This window comes from Bacteroides sp. 51 (assembly GCF_010500965.1).
GTDB lineage: Bacteria > Bacteroidota > Bacteroidia > Bacteroidales > Bacteroidaceae > Bacteroides.
On sequence record NZ_QVMI01000021.1, the window covers coordinates 73,397 to 90,836 of the forward strand.

Consider the following 17,440-nt stretch of genomic DNA (forward strand, 5'->3'; position numbering starts at 1 on the left):
GCCAAGATTCCTGCGGCATCGTATCCCCCGCTGGCGGGGGCAGGGGGTGGATGTTGTCATTGGTAGGAACGAAGCAATCCAGCTTATATGTCTTGTGAACTGGATTGCTTCGGGCTAGCCCTCGCAATGACGATGCCTTGCCGCTTATCGCCGCTCAATCCTAATCGCTGCACCGCCTCCGGCGGCACGTTTCAGCACAATTGTACTTTCGGAAGTTACTTCCATTTCTTCTATCGTAACCGGATAGGGATTGGATTGATAATCGGCTTCATCACCATCTCTGAATATCTTCGCCTGATAGGTCGCTCCCGGTTCAAGGAATGACAGTTCCAGATTAAGTTCGCGGGGGTGGGCGTTGGTTATACTGCCGATAAACCAATCATCGCTGTTCCGGTCTTTGCGTACGATGGTTACATATTCGCCGATCTTTGCCTCGGGCACCAGGGTTTTTGCCCAGGAAGTGGGACAAGAAGTGATGAATTCAAATTCCGGTGCTCCTTCGTAGTTCTCGACCATATCGGAAGCCATTTGCAAAGGGCTAAAGAGAACAACACTCAGTGCCAGTTGCTTGGCTCTTGTGGTGCGTGGGCGGGTATTGGGATGAAGTACATTATCATCGTAGTTGAATGTTCCCGGAGTAAAGTCCATCGGGCCGGCCAGTCCGCGGGTGAAGGGTACAATCGTTGTATGTTCGGGAGGGCTTCCACCATCGGCGGCAAAAGCATCATACTCCTGCCCTCTTACTCCTTCCTGGGTCATCAGGTTCGGATAAGTCCGTTGCAATCCGGTAGGCATTACCGGCTCGTGATTGTCGATCATGACGTGATACCGGGCAGCGGTTTCAATGACTTTGCGATAATGGCGAACGCCATATTGGCTGCTATGATATTCCTTTCCATCCAGCCGTGGACTTACATAACCTGTTTTCACGGCATTGATGCCTAACTCCCGGCAAAGCGCGAAAGCGGAATCCAACTGTGCTTCGTAGTTTTTGGTTGCTCCGCCGGTTTCATGATGACCGATCAGACGCACTCCTTTAGAAGCAGCATATTGGGCAAGGCCGGACAAGTCATAGTCGGGATAAGGTTTGGTAAAGCTGAATTTATCGCCTTCTTTTGTCCAATCGCTGTCCCATCCGTAGTTCCAACCTTCGACTAATACGCCCGAGAATCCGTGTCTGCCGGCAAAGTCAATATATCGTTTGGTATTTTCGGTTGTTGCACCGTGGTTTGGCCCCTGATGCCAGGTATATGCACCGGTATGCATTCCCCACCAGATGCCGACGTAGCGTCCCGGCTCGATCCAGGATGTATCTTCTATTTTATTAGGCTCGTTGAGGTTGAGCATGATACGCGAAAGAATCAGGTCGCCGGGGGTATCGGCGATGATAACCGTACGCCAGGGAGTGGAAAAGGGAGCTTTAACGAACGCCTTCTCACCTGTCGACCAAGGGGTCAGGTCCGCTTTCAGTTTCTCTGTTCCTGCCTGCGGTGTCAGGTTCATTGCGGCATAATCAGTCAGGTTGGCTTCGTGGATAGTCAGGAATGAGCCATCGTTTATTTCGATGGTCAGGGGCGTGCATACGGTATCGAGCGCACTCACCGGAGCCTTTTCGTATAATCCTTCGTAGTATTCGGTATGGTAGGCCGGGATAGACCAGGCCTCTCCCCCTTTGGATAGGGCAAACTCGGTCCATTCGTCCATTACGACGAACTCATTCAGATTTGGCTGCTCCGGGAAGTGGTAGCGGAACCCGATTCCATCATTGAAAACACGAAAGATAACATCGAACGTTCTTTGTTTGTTTGTTTTTTCCTTTACAGTGACGGTCATTTCGTTGTAGGTATTGTCGACCGTGATTTCCTCTCCCCAAACCTGGTTCCACTGTTCGCTGAAGGAGGCGTGCGCCACCTGCGTTACTTCCAGATCTTCGCCTAAGGCTCCGTCGGCCAGTGTAAATCCCAGAAATGACTTATTGAGAACCGGGTTGCCGGCTCTGGACACCTGGTAATATAAACGCCCGTTGTCTGTTCCGACAGACAATGCGATGGTGCTGTCGGGGGAAGTAACCGTTGTTTTATTCTCTTGCGAACAGGAGAACAAGATACAGGGCATAATTAATAATAAAAGTATCTGTTTCATGATTTGTTATAATTACAATTTATTCAATATTTCATTGGCTTTTGCATCCTGCAATGAAATGAGATAGTAGAATGCCTGCAAGAGTTGTTTCTGCTTTTCTTTATCATCACTGTATTTCTTCTTCAATGTATAATATTTGTAGATGTTTTCGAGATGCGATGTGCCGTAGCTCACTTTGGTAAAGCCTTGCACCTTCTCGAGGAAGCGGTATTTGTACTCCTGGGTGGGTTCAATCATGGTACCTTCGCCTATGTCGTTCCAGGTAATCAGTTGGAGATAATCTACCTTCTGTTCTTCGGCCAGTTTCAACAGGCGTTCGATCAGTGCGCCATTCTCGGGGTCGACAACGGCACCGGCGGCACCGCCTGCACCACCTTCTTTATAGTAGTCTTTGAATCCGGGGTATGCGGCACCGATCAGCTCGCCGAAATCGGCCTGCCGTCCGTACAGTTCTCTTATCTTGGTTTCGTTTTCGTCTACCCAGATGTAGCCACCGGCACCGTTGGTGTATTGGCTGTCGTTGACCAGATCGAGGAAATAATATATAGGAAAGAAGGCTGGTTTGTGAGATAATCCGGAAAATACCTGATACCAATTGAGTGGCTTTTTAAGTACGATAGGTCCGAAGATGAGCAACAAGGGATTGCCGTCTATCTTGATGTAATTACTCTTCTTAAAGAAGTTGTTCTGAAGGTAAACCATATCCAGCCGGGCCTGACTGATGCGTCCAGACTCGTCCAGACCATCTTCCAACGTACGGTCTTCGTAAACGATGGCAAACTCGAGGCCTACCTTATCCAGCGCGGCCACGATGGCCTCAGTGTTTTTCAGCAAGCCGGCATAGTCGTTTACCTTCCGGGTTCCGTACCAGTCGATGAGGATGCCATCTATTCCGGCGTATTTCATCAACAGGAAGTGATATTCCAACACGTCAATATCGCTCGAGGCGTAAGGGCCGATCAGCGGATAGTAATGCGCAGCTATTTCGCGTTTGCCGCTGGCGTCTACTTTGTTGGGATCGCAGTTGTTCATGGTCCAGTGGTATCCCCACTTGCCGTTATTGGTTTCGGGGGTTTCGAACCAGGGCATGTAGTGTGCCCAGACTTTCGTTTTGTTAGGCTTAGTGACAGCCACGGGATCGAACTTTTCTGTTTTCCCGGTGTCGCCACCATCTCCTTCGGAACTATCACTGCTGCACCCCGCAAATAGTAACATAAGGAGGAGGCAATATAGTATTTCTTTGATTCTATTCATATTAAACTTCGTTTATGTCTTATTCAAACCACCGGTTGGTTTTATTGTCGCACACAACTAGTTGTACATCTAGTTGGTGACCACCTGTACATCTAGTTACTAACCAGATGTACAACTAGTCATTCATACCTCTAAGAGATAATTCACTCTCTCCTTAGCATAAAAGGCGGAAACAAGGAGAGAAGCCACAAAAAACCAACTTCTATATATTGAAAACCTATTGATAATCGGGGTTCTGTTCTAACTTGGGGTTCAGTGTAAGCACATTGGCCGGTATGGGGAATACTTTCTTGTATTGCTCTGTTTCCGTTTCCTTTTCCCACCAAGGCTTGAAGAATGTGCCGAAACGGATGTTCACCGTGCGGCGCAGCCCTTCGAACACGAACTCATGCTTCCATTCTGCATCGAGGGCATCGAGCGACAGGGAGGCCAATGCATCCAATCCGGCACGGGCACGGAGCTGGTTCACCAGCGACAGGGCTACGGCTTCGTTTCCCAAGCGGAAGTTGGCCTCAGCATTCATCATGATGATTTCGGCATAACGCATCAGTACCCAGTCGTAGTCGCGCTCCCACTTGTCTTCGGCATGTACGGCGTATTTGTGCAACCGTGCACCTTCCACGAGTCCGGCATCAGATATGCTGCGTACTTCTTCGGTGTAGATCAGTTGGTCGCCCTTATCGGTAATAATTACAGAACCGGTAGAGAGGTTAATCTGCTCGCCAATCAAAAGGGATTTGCGGCGGACATCTTTTTCTTCGAAAGAAGAATACAAGCCCGGTTGCGCGCAAATACCGTTGGCCGCCCATTGCCAGATGCCTGCCGGGTCGAACGCATACTTCTGGTCGTTGTTATAAGTCATCGAGGCCAGGTAGTTTCCACGGGTTCCCATGGCATTATCGAAAGTTGCGGCGAGCATAATTTCCTGCGATTTCTCGTTGTCGCGGGCAAAGTTGGTAGAATATTCGGGCTCGAGCATATATCCCCTAACCTTGTCGCAAGCGGCAATACAATCTTCCCAGCGTGCGGTATTGGTATAAACTCCGGCATTCAGATAGATACGCGCCAGTACACCGTAAGCTACGGCCTGGGTGAAGCGACCGTAAACCGGATTGGGGTTCAACAGATCGACAACCGCCAGCAGTTCTGTTTCAACAAACCCGAACACCTCTTCGCGGGAAGATTTGGCGGGCAGCCCTTCATCTTCAAAGTTGGTAGAGATAGGCACTGCGCCGAACCGATCTAACAGCAGAGAATAGTAGTAGGCACGTAAACCGCGCAACTCGGCCTTTACATTGTCTTTGGCATCATCGGTCAGGCCCGATTTATCGACCTGATAAATGATACTGTTTACACGGGTAATTCCGTTGTAGCAGTATTTCCAGTAAGACTCGAATAACTTGTTGTCCGGCTTAAACACGTGCCGCTGTATGTCCTGATACACACCGCCGTCGTACCAGTCGGGTCCGCGGGTTGGTATGCAGGCTTCGTCGGAAACCGTTTCGTCGAGGAAGAACACAAACTCACTGCCCACCCAACAGGCCAATCCTTCGGGCGTATCGTATCCCCGGAGCGAAGCATAAGCTCCTCCTACAATGGTAGCAATTTCAGAATCGGTCTGGCCATATTCATCCATCGAAACCTGGTCGTATAGCCTTTCGTCCAAGTCGGTACATGCACACACGCATGCCACAAGACCTACTATCAGTATTGATTTTATATTGATTCTCATATTCTTGATCGTTTTAAATCTTTAAAAAGTAATGTTAACACCTAGCGAAAAAGTACGCGGACGCGGATAGAAGTTAAGCAAATCAATGCCCGGGCTTCTCAGTGCCTCGCTGCTGATCAGTTCGTCGTTTCGCACCTCAGGGTCCAGTCCGCTGTATCCTGTAATGACGAACAGGTTTTCACCGGTCAGGTAGAAACGTACCTTCTCGATTCCGATTTTCCTGGTGCCCGGCAATGTGTAGCCCAACGTAACCGCCTGAAGACGGAAGAATGAACCATTTTCAATCCAGTAGTCGGAATAAACCACGTTAGCCGATTTCACACCGCTGCTCAGGTAATCGTCGGGCACGTTCTGCCCCGGCAAGCGGTTGTTTACATACAAACACATGTTGGTTGCGTTCAGGATTTTTTGCCCGAACATTCCGTAACCGGAAGCGCTGAAATCGAAGTCCTTGTAGGTCATACTCATGCCGATACCCAGATTGAACTTAGGCAGTGCGCTTCCCAGGTAAGCCGATTCTTCGGGGTCTTCAATGATGAACTCTCCGCTCTCATCCAATCCCTGGCAACGGGGACCGAAGAACGCGCCCGTCGGATAGCCCTGCTTGATCATCTGTGTGTACGTAGTCGATAGTCCGGGCAGCCCGTGCAACTCTCCCGAAGGAGTGCCCAGGTTCTGGAAGTTTTCATTCGACAGACTGGTTATTTCCTGCTTATTATAAGAGAAGGTGACGTTGGCATCCCAGGTGAAATCTTTTGTAGATATGATACTTCCGTTCAGTGAAAGCTCAAAACCTTTGTTCACCAGATCACCCACATTGGCCAACATTTGACCGTAAAGGTACGGAGGTTGTGGAACGGGATAAGTCCATAATAAATCGCTGGTTTTCTTGTGGTACAGTTCCAGCGTACCGTTTACCCGGTTGAATATGCCGAAGTCAACTCCTACGTTATACTGGGTAGTCGATTCCCACTTCAAGTCAGAGTTTGCATTCTGTGATGGAGCATAAGAATTCTTCCATGTTCCGGTTGTCGCATCATAATAAGCGCCTCCCGAAGGGCCTAAGATAGCGAGTGATTTATATTGTCCGATACCATCCTGGTTACCTGTAACCCCGTATCCGAAACGCAATTTCAGGTTATTCAGCCAACTGGCCGTCGGCTTCATGAAAGCCTCATCCGAGATGCGCCATGCTACCGATGCCGATGGGAAATATCCCCATTTGTTATTGTCGCCAAAGCGAGATGAACCGTCGGCACGCAGGGTCGCAGTCAGCATATAGCGCCCCAACAGATTGTAATTTACACGACCAAAGAAGGAAGCCAGGTTAGCTTCGGTCTTTGAAGACCATACATCGCCCATGCGGTAATCGAAACCCGCGCCGAGGTTATTATATAAAAATGCGTCCGTATCAAAACCCTGGCGTTGTGCACCAAATCCTTCGCCAGTATAGTTGAGGTAAGAATAACCCGCCATAGCGTTGAACTTATGATCGGCACCGAAGTTAGTGTCGTAGCTCAGATATGTTTCCAACTGCATATTACGGTTGTCGTATTGCTGGCGTCTTCCTATTCCACCATCATTCTGACGATAGGCGTACGAAGGTTCATAATATCTGTCTTGCCAGGAGTTATACTCGTATGATGCGTTGGCGGCAGCTTTCAATCCTTTCATAAGCTCCAGTTCCACCTTGGCATAGCCAAACAAGCGGTAACGTGTTTGTTTGGAGAAATAGTTTTCGTTGTACTCCACCGGGTTGGCCGTGTTAGTACCACTCACCTGATTGTAATTACCATCGGCATCTTTCACCGGCAAAGTCGGGTTTTGGTTGATGGCGTAATTATAGATACCATAGAATCCGGTATCCGGCTGACGGTATTTATCGTACGTTGCGCTTAATCCCATATCGAGTTTCAGGCGTTTGTTCAGTGCATACTGATAGGCAGAAACGCTACCCGCCAGGCGGTCCATATAGCTTTTCTTCACAATACCCTCATTAGATTGGTAAGTTACCGATGCGCGGTATCCGCTGGTTGGGCGCGAATTGCTCATAAACAAGTTGTGCGAGTGGGTAACGGCTGTGCGTTGCAGTTCGTCTATCCAGTCGGTATTGCCACCATAGTCTATGGCATCTTTCAGGTTGTTCTCTCTCACATAATCCCTCCATTGGTCGGCCGAAAGCATATCTATTTTATTGGCAGCCTTACCAACGGCCACATATCCGTTGTATTCAATGCTTTGTCTTTCAACATCGGTGGCACGGTTGGTGGTAACGATGATAACTCCATTGGCACCGCGCGATCCGTAAATAGCCGCCGCCGAAGCGTCTTTCAGTACGTCAATAGATATAACCTCGGTGGGTTGAACGGTATTAATATCAACTCCGGGAATTCCATCCACAACAATAAGTGGCGAGTTGCTTGCCGAAAGTGATGTCCCCCCTCTCAGGCGTAACGAAGTACCAGCAGCCGGGTCGCCCGAGGCTTGTACCACCGAAAGGCCGGCGATCTTTCCCTGCAACATCTGCTCGGTAGAAGTGATGACCCCTTTCTTTAGGTCTTTCGCACTTACAGAAGCAATGGCTCCGGTTAGGTCCGACTTGCGCATGGTACCGTAACCGATTCCTACGATAGTCACCGCATCCAGCATCACTGCATCCTCTTTCATCCGGATGTCCATCGCAGCTTTTGCCGCTTCGGTTACGGTAGAATAACCCACATAAGAAAAGGTTACCGTCTCTCCTTCTGTGGCGTTGATTGTGAACTTACCGTCCATATCGGTGATTGTTCCTGTAGCATTGCCCAGCGTCACACTTACACCGATTAATGGTGCGTTATACTCATCCGATACGGTTCCCGTAACGGCTATCTGCTTCTGTGCATATATCGAATTGGTGAAACACGCCAATAGCATGATCAGCAATAATGCATATTTAGAATATCTCTTCACATTCATTGTATTATCATTTTGTAAGGTTATCAACTTCTACCAATGGAATATCGCCGTTATAGATGGCTCTACCGTTTTGGTCTTTAATTTGCATATTGATTTTCTTAATATCCATCCCGCCAAATTCTTTGACTATATTGATAAATGCACGCTGGCGGGTCATTGCACCTTCCATGTCGCCTGTCAGCACTTTGCTGCCCCCGGTGATGGTGTAAGATAGTCGTTGCCCCCGGTCGTTATTGTCGCGGGTGATAATAAGGACATCGTTCTTACTGATCTTCATCGGGAAGAAGAACAAATGTGGCGGTGGAGGTTCGGGAAGTCCGGGAGCCAGGATTTTAGGAGCATCCCAGGCACCGGCCCAATCGCTGTTTCCGTCAAATTTAGCTACCACCCAAACAATGTTCTCCATGATATATTCTTCGGTTACGCCGTAATATGTCTCAGGAACAAAGTCTTTCTTATAGATACCATTACCCAGGTGTTTGAACTGTGTCTTTTCGCGGATTTCGGGCAACCATGACTGGAATTGCTGTTCAACATCCCAATCATTCAATCCACTATGCAAGTGTACGGTAGAAGGGGCAGGCAGGAATCCATCGACCAGGTTTGCATTGAAAAGCAGGCTTAATGTGCTGTTCAACTGGAAGTCGGCCGGACCGTAAGAGGTTTGTTTCTCGCTCTTTACGAAGTCTCCGATAAAATCAACAATAGGACGAGACAGTGTACCGGTTGCTCCGCCGCCTGCGGCCTGGATATTGAAGTAAAACTTCTGCTCGGCATAAGCAAAGATTTTTTCGGAAGTCAGTCCATAAAATTCCGTAGGGGTAAAAGTGAAACTCCATATTCTGTTTCCTTCATTCTTCAACGGGAAGGTTACACCCGGCTCGGAAGGCTGCCATGTCCAGAATAAAAGTTCGGCATTATCTTCTAATGTTGCTGCACTGGCAAAATCAAAGTACCAGGTAATCTCTTCATCCATAGTATGGATGGCAGGTACCGTCCACATCTTATCGGGGTCGGCAATGGCCTGAGCCTGAAGTGAAGACCACGCAAACAGCATGCACCCTATTATAAATATCAGTTTTTTCATACGACTATTGGTTTTTGATTAACTTGTATTGATAAGAAACATAAGCGACTCCACCGGTGTAGCGGGTCATTTTCAGATCCATCTCGGCCACCGATCCGGGAGTGGTAACAACGTTCAGCCGCCCGATCAAAGCAGTCTTTGCCGCATCCGAATAAAGGTTGATTGCAGGAAGGGCTCCCGTTGTGGTTGGAAACGGAGAGTTTAACGCCCAGTATCCGCTGGCAGGAAAGAGTTCGGGAGCCGTACCACTTACCTGATAGGTAGTTGGCTGGTTCTTTTCATCGACATTGAGTGCCAGACCAAAAGTCACAAAGTCGAACTGATCAAACAGGCTGATTTCTTTGGGGGATATTCCCAAAGCATTGGCTGTTTCGTCAATTAAAGAAAGGTTGGTTAATAGCCAGTCACCATTTACTTTCTCATACAGGGTGATGGGTTCAACGTACTTCCCGTCGTCCGTGTCATTACATGCCGTAAAGGCAGCAACTACTATAAACAGGAAAAGAAAGGCATACAAAGGTTTTAATGCTTTCATAGAACTGTAAGTTTTAAATTAGAAATTATGATTAACTCATTTGTTGTAATGCAAAACTACAGAGCTGAAACGGCAAAAAGAATTTACCTATGAAATATATAATGAAATTTTGGAATGGGAAGAGTATAATAAACTAAGAGTCAACCGCTTAACAAAACGACTGACTCTTAAAAATATAATCAAAATATGGGTTAATCTACAGACTTAATTTCCATAATCCGCTGCTCAAACAGCTCATTAGGGACGATAGATTTGTTTTTCACCTTGGTCTTGTAGGTGTTAATGGTGTTCACAGAATAATTCAGGAAGTTTGCTATACGCTCGCTTTCAAGAATACCGAGACGTATCAAGGCAAAGATGCGCATTTCGGCCGTTAGGCTTTTATTTTCAATTCGTACACGATCTTCCGGCTGAAAGAGTTCATTGTACGCGTTTATAAATGTAGGAAACAGTTTCAGAAAGGTTTCATCGAAAGAGGCGTACATGTTTTCCCTTTCCTTCCGCAAGTCGGATTCTTTGAACATGGCACGCAGTTCTTCGTATTGCCGTGCAGCAATTCTCCGGTTTGCCAGTTTATACAGATGCTCTATCTTATTGATATACTCGGAGTTGATGTAAAAGGAAGAGCCGATATATTCGTCTTTGATATTACTGACTTCGGTGAGTTGGTTGTTGGCGTTCTGCAATTGCTCTCGCCGTTTTTCAATGGTATGCCGCGCTACACGGAGTTTGCGCACCTGCATATAGATAATGGTAATAGTCAGTATCAGAAGAAGGGATAACAAAGATACGCAGATCACAAACCACATCAGTACATTGCGTTGTTTTTCAACAGCAGCAAAACGCTCGTTTTCTATAATAGGCAAGATAGAACTTACTTCGAGTTTACGATGGCGGGCATTATAGAAGTTGGCATCTTCGAGGGCAAGCTTTACATATTTATTCGCCCGGTCGATGTCGCCGGTTTCGTAGAGAAGCGTTCCCAGGTTACGCAGGGCGGTAGTTTCTTTGGTTGCAGATTTAACATCACCAATAGCAGCCATAGCCATATATATTTTGGCTTTATCTTTATTGTCCTGCAACCAGTATACATATCCCATGCTCGAAGCAGTCATCGCAATCATGTGATCGCTGATGGACTCCATTTTCAAAATCGTATCGAATGCATTGAGCGACTTCTGAAAATCTCTTTTCTTCATTTGCTGGAGTCCGTAGGAGTACCACCAATCAGAGGAATGTTTGGGGAGTACGTTCAATAAAGAATCACTGTACAGATTTCCCAAAGCAGTATATTCACTAACGAACGGATCTTCTCGGATATAGTCTACTATATCATAATATAAGCGGGCACGAAGCGAATAGTAATTCGATAGGTCTTCATTGTTCCTGGACACCGGATAGGTGTTATCCATAATCTCAAAGGCCTCTTTAAATAAGCCCGACGAAAGAAGACAGAAGACAACAGCCTCGTTTGCTCTTACAACATAGGCCTGATTCTCTAACTGCAAGGCTACGTTTAAGGATTTATTGGCATAGACATAGGCCGAATCGTATTTATAGGATTTATATTCTTCAAACAGATCCTGGTAGATGTGGAACAACTTGTCTTTACTATTTACCGAAGCAAGTTCTTTTCTCGACTGGCATATATGTTCTTCTTTCTGGCGGATGTAGACATTACTTTCGGCAATATGAAAGTCAAGCTGCGTCAACAGCGAATCTAACGTATGACCGGTAAGGGGAGTATCAATAGCTAGTAACAGAAGAATAGCAAACAGGTATCTAATTTTCATATATACAGATTGAGGTTTGTTACAAAGATAAAAAAAGTTTTTCACGGACAGGGGCTATCCATGAAAAACTATAATTTGTTTTTATCTTTATAGAGTTAACCCAAAAGCCATTGATTACTGTAGGGGCGGTTCGTGAACCGCCCCTACGGTTATATAGGATAATCCGATAAGTTTATCAGGCCTTTACTCCCAGCTTGCTTTTAGTCATCAAGCTAACCACAACCATAGCTATGATAGACAGTGGAAGGGCAAATACAATCGGGTCTATCATAGGGAAAGGGTAAGATTCGATCAATACTGTCTTTCCAAACAAGGCTTTGCAGATTCCCATAGTTGCTGCCTCTTTCTCATGCAGGAACACCAATGCAAAGATACTAGCCAATGCTCCGGTCCATAGACTGGCTAACGCTCCCTGGCGGGTAGCACGCTTCCAATACAGGGCACAGAAGTAAGACGGCAGGAAAGAAGAGGCACAGATTCCCATAAACATGGCTGTACCGCGGGCAATGATATCATTAGGCAGCATATAGCAAATAACATAACTGACTAATATTGCAAAGAGTATTCCGATACGAATAACATTTGTCAAACGGCCTCTTGAGCGGGGTTTGTATGTACCATAAATATCCGAACCGGCTGATGCACCCATCGTATGGAACTGCGAGCTTAATGTAGACATGCTGGCGGAAAGGATACAGAGCATAAATATAGCTGCAAACCAATCGGGCATGGCTTTAGTGATAAAGTATGGAATAATTTTATCAATGTCTTTTATGACTTCGGTTGCCACAGCGCCTTCTGTCTCTAAAAAGAAAATATTACTCAAAGCACCTACATGGTAGATTGCCCCAACGGTAATCAATATAAATAAACTACCGACAAATACACCACGATTAAGTTGCTTGCTGCTTTTTACTGTCATAAAGCGAACAACCAACTGCGGTTGAGCCAGACAGCCAAGTCCTACCCCCATAATCAGGGAAGTAACCAGGGTAAACCATTGCGATGATCCTGTAACAGGCATGCGGGTCCAACCCTGATGTCCGAGTTCCTTAAATCTCTCCGGAACAAGAGGAGCCATCTCGGTTAGTCTTTCATTAGCTTCGACAAAGCCCATACCAATGGTTTTATAGAACCAGAAAAGCAGAAACAACATACAGGAGAACATGATTACGGCTTGCATAGCATCGGTGTACATCACTCCTTTCATTCCTCCGGCAATAACGTATGCAGCTACTACAAGGGTAAATACCAATAAGGCTATATTAAAATCTATCTGGAATATCTGTTCGATAAACACTGCCCCACCCTTCATTACAACGGCGGCGTAAAGCGGCATACCCAGGAAGATGACAGCGGCAACAAACACCTGAACTCCACGCGAACGGTAATAACGTCCCAAGAGTTGCGGGAATGTTCCAACGTTCAGCTTCGCTCCTAACCTACGGGTACGCAAACCGAAGAGGATAAAGGCAATAACTACCCCAATAAACATATTGAGGAAACAGAGCCATTGGATTCCCATACCGAAAGCGGCAGACACTCCTCCAAAACCTACGATGGCAGAGGCGGAAATAAACGCAGCACCATAGGATAGTGCCATCACAATGGGGTTCATACCACGTCCTCCAACCAGATAGTCACTGGATGAGGTTGTTTTCTTATACCCTAAAAAGCCCAGAAAGGCAATAAGTAGCAAGTAAGCTACTACAATTAATCCAAGAACAAATGTACTCATTACGCTTCGTCTTTATCGTTATCTTTATTCCAATACTTGATACCATACCAAGCTGCAAAAAGTACACATATCACAGAGAGGAGATAAGGTAAATAAATCAATGGATCTTCTATTCCAAACATTTCGTTTCAGTTTTTAATTAAAAGTCGGTGCAAAAGTAAGGAATTTATTGAATATAATGCAAAAAAGATAGAAATTAGTAGAAGAATGAGGTAAAAGCGCAAGTAAGATCGTGTTTTTAGGGGCAAAAGAGAGGTTAATGGTTTTATTTATACTATTTTGGTTGTTTTTGATTAGTTTTGAATGTAAATGATTTACTGTAGGGGCGGGTCGCGGACCGCCCCAAAAAGGGTTTTTTTTTAATTTTTGGCATTGGGGGGTTCCCGAACCCCCCCCCAAAAANGGGGCGGTTCGCGAACCGCCCGAAAATGGTTTTCTGTATATTCTGTGCATTGGGCGGTTCGCGAACCGCCCCTACAATAATCAATTCCTTTCCAATCCGTTATGAATACAAACAACTAAAACAAATTCAGTTTATTCTTTTGAGCTTCCTCCAACGATACGATATTCTTTTCCGTAGTTTCTTTCTCTTCTCTTAACTGCTGATATTCTTTATTCAACTCTTCTGCTAATTCATTTTTCAATTCCGGATTCATTAACCGGGCGGCAACGCCAGCATTCTGCGAAGCATCCTTCAAATGAACCACCGGGGCATTATAAACCGGAGCGATTTTTAGTGCTGTATGCAGTTTGGAAGTAGTGGCCCCGCCTACAAGCAATGGAATATGCAGACCAGCTTTTTGAAGTTCAACAGCTACGTGGACCATTTCTTCCAGTGATGGAGTGATCAATCCGCTTAATCCGATCATATCTACTTTATACTCAATGGCTTGTTGAACAATCGTTTCGGCGGGTACCATCACACCTAAGTCTATGATTTCATACCCATTGCAAGCCATGACCACAGAAACAATGTTCTTACCGATATCGTGCACATCCCCTTTTACAGTGGCCAGAAGAACTTTACCGGCAACTTGGGTGCAGTGGCTCGCCGCTTTTTCCGATTCGATAATAGGTTGCAGGATAGACACCGCCTTCTTCATGGTACGGGCTGTCTTTACCACTTGTGGCAAGAACATTTTACCATCGCCAAACAGTTCGCCGACTTTATTCATCCCTCCCATCAGTGGACCTTCAATAATTTCTACCGCTTTATCATATAATGGTAAAGCTTCGCTCAGGTCTTCTTCCAGAAAATCGCCGATACCTTTGATCAGTGCGTATTGCAGACGCTCTACCACACTTCCCTGACGCCATGCATCTTGCACCACCGCCGGGGATTGCGTCTGATTTGCTGTTGTGTTCTTTAATGTCTCTGCAAGTTCAATCAAACGTTCGGCTGCATCGGGGCGACGGTTCAATACCACATCCTCGATCTTTTCCAACACATCTTCGGGAATATCAGTGTACAGCACAGAAGTAGCCGGATTCACGATTCCCATATCCAACCCTTGTTTTATGGCATGATAAAGGAATACAGCATGCATGGCTTCACGTATGTAGTTGTTGCCACGGAAGGAGAAAGAGAGGTTGCTGATACCTCCACTGATATGAGCACCCGGCAGGTGTTGTTTGATCCACCTCACGGTATGTATAAAGTCTACTGCGTAATTGTTATGCTCTTCAATTCCGGTAGCAATGGCCAATACATTGGGATCGAAGATTATATTATGCGGATCAAAACCAACTTCACCAACGAGCAAACGATAGGCGCGTTCGCATATTTCGATTTTACGCCCGAATGTGTCGGCCTGTCCTTTTTCATCAAAAGCCATGACCACTACGGCTGCACCATAGCGGTTGATTGTCCGGGCATAACTGAGGAATTTCTCCTCTCCCTCTTTCAGGGAGATGGAGTTGATAATGGGTTTTCCCTGAACACACTTTAGCCCGGCGAGAAGCACTTCCCATTTTGAAGAGTCGATCATTACGGGCACCCGGGCTATTTCCGGTTCCGAAGCAATCAGGTTAAGGAAAGTGGTCATTTCTTCTTTAGCGTCCAGCAGTCCGTCATCCATATTGATGTCGATAACCAATGCGCCGTCTTCTACCTGTTTGCGGGCGATGCTTAATGCCTCATCGTATTTCTTCTCTTGAATAAGTCGCAGGAATTTACGCGAACCGGCCACATTGCATCGCTCACCGATATTCATAAAGTTCATTTCGGGCTTGACTTCCAGCAGTTCAAGGCCGGAAAGCCATAAGCACGCTGGTTTAGCGACAGGGATATGAGGCTTTGCTCCTTGGATCAGAGCTGAGTATTCTGCTATATATTCGTTGGTTGTACCGCAGCAACCACCTATAATATTAATCAGTCCTTCATCAACATATTCTTTGACCTGTACGGCCATCTCTGCCGGAGTCTGATCGTATTGGGCCAGACTGTTGGGCAATCCGGCATTGGGGTAAGCGCTTATATAATAAGGAGCACGGGCAGCCAGTTGTTCCAGAAAAGGTTTTAGCTGACGGGCACCGAACGAGCAGTTCAGACCGACAGAGAATACATTTGCATGCTGAACGGAAGCCAGAAAAGCATCCAGTGTTTGCCCCGAGAGCGTACGCCCACCTGTATCGGATACGGTAACGGAAAGCATCAAAGGAACTTCTATTCCGGTAACATCCATAGCTTGCTGAGCAGCAAAGATGGCTGCTTTTGCATTCAGGGTATCAAAAATGGTTTCGATCAGGATAGCATCTACACCGGCGGTCAGGAGTACTTCCATTTGTTCCTGATATGCAGTAACGAGTTCATCATAGGTTATGGAACGTAGTGCCGGGTTATTTACATCGGGCGACATGGATGCCGTTTTATTGGTGGGTCCTATGGAACCGGCTACAAAGCGTGGTTTATCGGGATTCCTGCGGGTGTATTCATCGGCTACTTCACGCGCCAGGTTTACGGCAGCCTGATTAATCTCACGTATATAATCCTGTACGTGGTAATCGGCCATCGAAATGGTGGTTGAACTGAATGTATTGGTTTCGATGATATCGGCGCCTGCTTCAAGGTATTTCCGGTGAATGTCCTGTATCACATCCGGACGGGTGAGGCATAAAAGGTCGTTGTTTCCTTTCATCTGCCCGGGAATGTGAGTAAAACGTTCGCCACGGAAGTCCTCTTCCGTCAGGTTGTATTGTTGTATCATGGTACCCATGGCACCATCGAGTATAAGAATGCGCTCAGAGATGAGTTGCGGAATAGTTTTTTTCATTTTTCTGTCTGCCTATATATATGATAAAACGGCGTACCCATACCACCAGCATGGCAAAAAGGATACGGGTGCCGACTATAATCCAAAAGTTTATACCTAATGCCACAAAAAGCAGGGTATCTTCGAGTAAGGAATGGGAAATGGCCAGGTGATGATTCACCGTGTTGGCATCTTTCAGGGTGAGGTTCCCCTCTTCTACCATATCTGCCATGATTGCGCCTCCATAGGCCAAGCCGATTACATTGCCGACTATCCATAAGAACGGGGAACTATCGGGAAGGCCAAACACCCGCATCAGAGGGCGTAACGGGCGGGAGATTGCGTCGATGAGTCTGAACTCGGAGAGTAAGCGTTGCAGGATCATCAGGGCGGTTACGATAACAAGAATCGTTATAATCAGGGTCAATGAGGAGTATAGCCATGCAACCAGTACAGCACCGAGAGAGTTGAATTGCTCAACTTGTGCCGTTTGCATAAAAGGCGTGTCATTAACCGGCAACACATTATTCAGAAAGAGTGCGGCCACAAAAGCCATACTGATTCGAAGTACTACCATACCCCAGAATGAGGACCCGGTTTTCTTGGTCACGGCACATTCTACAATCAGGTTATGGGCGATAAGACACATCACGGCAAGTATGGTTGCTTCGCGCATGGTCATAGCCAGTGAGGTCATAACTGCAATGGCAGCATAGAGGGGAAGGAAAATGCTGGTGATAAAGACGATGGCGGTAGCGCCGGGTAGTCCGACCAGATTGAATAAGGGATGGAGGTATTCTGCCAGATAGTCTATGATGCCGTAATATTGAAGCAAGCGGACAAGCAATGAAACGGGAAGTATGATTTTTAATAACCATAAGGATAGCTTACCCGACCGGGGTAGAGCCTCACGAACACACTTGAATACACGTTCTTTCATACTGCGGTGAGGC

11 protein-coding genes are annotated in these 17,440 nt (G+C 46.5%); all 11 read right to left on the minus strand.

What is annotated here, in order from left to right:
* Nucleotides 1–144: 144 nt before the first annotated feature.
* The 11 genes from D0T87_RS15945 to D0T87_RS15990 all read right to left on the minus strand — a co-directional run bounded on the left by D0T87_RS15945 (nucleotide 145) and on the right by D0T87_RS15990 (nucleotide 17,427).
* On the minus strand, nucleotides 145–2,142 hold the full coding sequence (locus D0T87_RS15945; protein ID WP_163176138.1) for a glycoside hydrolase family 97 protein: 1,998 nt from the start codon (nucleotides 2,140–2,142) through the stop codon (nucleotides 145–147).
* Nucleotides 2,143–2,154: 12 nt separating this feature from the next.
* Entirely contained in the window at nucleotides 2,155–3,396 is a 1,242-nt protein-coding gene (locus D0T87_RS15950; RefSeq protein WP_163176139.1) for a glycoside hydrolase family 71/99-like protein, read from the minus strand.
* Nucleotides 3,397–3,613: 217 nt separating this feature from the next.
* Nucleotides 3,614–5,128: a RagB/SusD family nutrient uptake outer membrane protein gene (locus tag D0T87_RS15955; RefSeq protein WP_163176140.1), complete on the minus strand. Its 1,515-nt coding sequence runs from the start codon at nucleotides 5,126–5,128 to the stop codon at nucleotides 3,614–3,616.
* A 21-nt stretch (nucleotides 5,129–5,149) separates the two neighbouring features.
* The gene (locus tag D0T87_RS15960) at nucleotides 5,150–8,083 is read right to left on the minus strand and encodes a TonB-dependent receptor (RefSeq protein WP_163176141.1); all 2,934 of its coding nucleotides are present in this window, start codon (nucleotides 8,081–8,083) and stop codon (nucleotides 5,150–5,152) included.
* Nucleotides 8,084–8,090: 7 nt separating this feature from the next.
* Nucleotides 8,091–9,170 (minus strand): hypothetical protein, encoded by a 1,080-nt coding sequence (locus D0T87_RS15965; RefSeq protein WP_163176142.1) that lies wholly within the window; start codon nucleotides 9,168–9,170, stop codon nucleotides 8,091–8,093.
* 4 nt (nucleotides 9,171–9,174) lie between these two features.
* Complete coding sequence (locus tag D0T87_RS15970) at nucleotides 9,175–9,705, minus strand: DUF5004 domain-containing protein (protein WP_163176143.1); 531 nt, start codon at nucleotides 9,703–9,705, stop codon at nucleotides 9,175–9,177.
* A 191-nt stretch (nucleotides 9,706–9,896) separates the two neighbouring features.
* Nucleotides 9,897–11,498 (minus strand): DUF6377 domain-containing protein, encoded by a 1,602-nt coding sequence (locus D0T87_RS15975; RefSeq protein ID WP_163176144.1) that lies wholly within the window; start codon nucleotides 11,496–11,498, stop codon nucleotides 9,897–9,899.
* Nucleotides 11,499–11,673: 175 nt separating this feature from the next.
* Entirely contained in the window at nucleotides 11,674–13,236 is a 1,563-nt protein-coding gene (locus tag D0T87_RS15980; protein ID WP_163176145.1) for a sodium:solute symporter family protein, read from the minus strand.
* Complete coding sequence (locus D0T87_RS25140) at nucleotides 13,236–13,358, minus strand: symporter small accessory protein (protein WP_370526865.1); 123 nt, start codon at nucleotides 13,356–13,358, stop codon at nucleotides 13,236–13,238. The genes D0T87_RS15980 and D0T87_RS25140 overlap by 1 nt, the downstream gene beginning before the upstream one ends.
* 396 nt (nucleotides 13,359–13,754) lie before the next feature.
* Nucleotides 13,755–16,508 (minus strand): methionine synthase, encoded by a 2,754-nt coding sequence (gene metH, locus D0T87_RS15985; protein ID WP_163176146.1) that lies wholly within the window; start codon nucleotides 16,506–16,508, stop codon nucleotides 13,755–13,757.
* Nucleotides 16,477–17,427, minus strand: coding sequence for a nucleoside recognition domain-containing protein (locus tag D0T87_RS15990; RefSeq protein ID WP_163176147.1), 951 nt, complete (start codon nucleotides 17,425–17,427; stop codon nucleotides 16,477–16,479). Before D0T87_RS15990 ends, metH begins: the two co-directional genes overlap by 32 nt.
* Nucleotides 17,428–17,440: the final 13 nt, after the last annotated feature.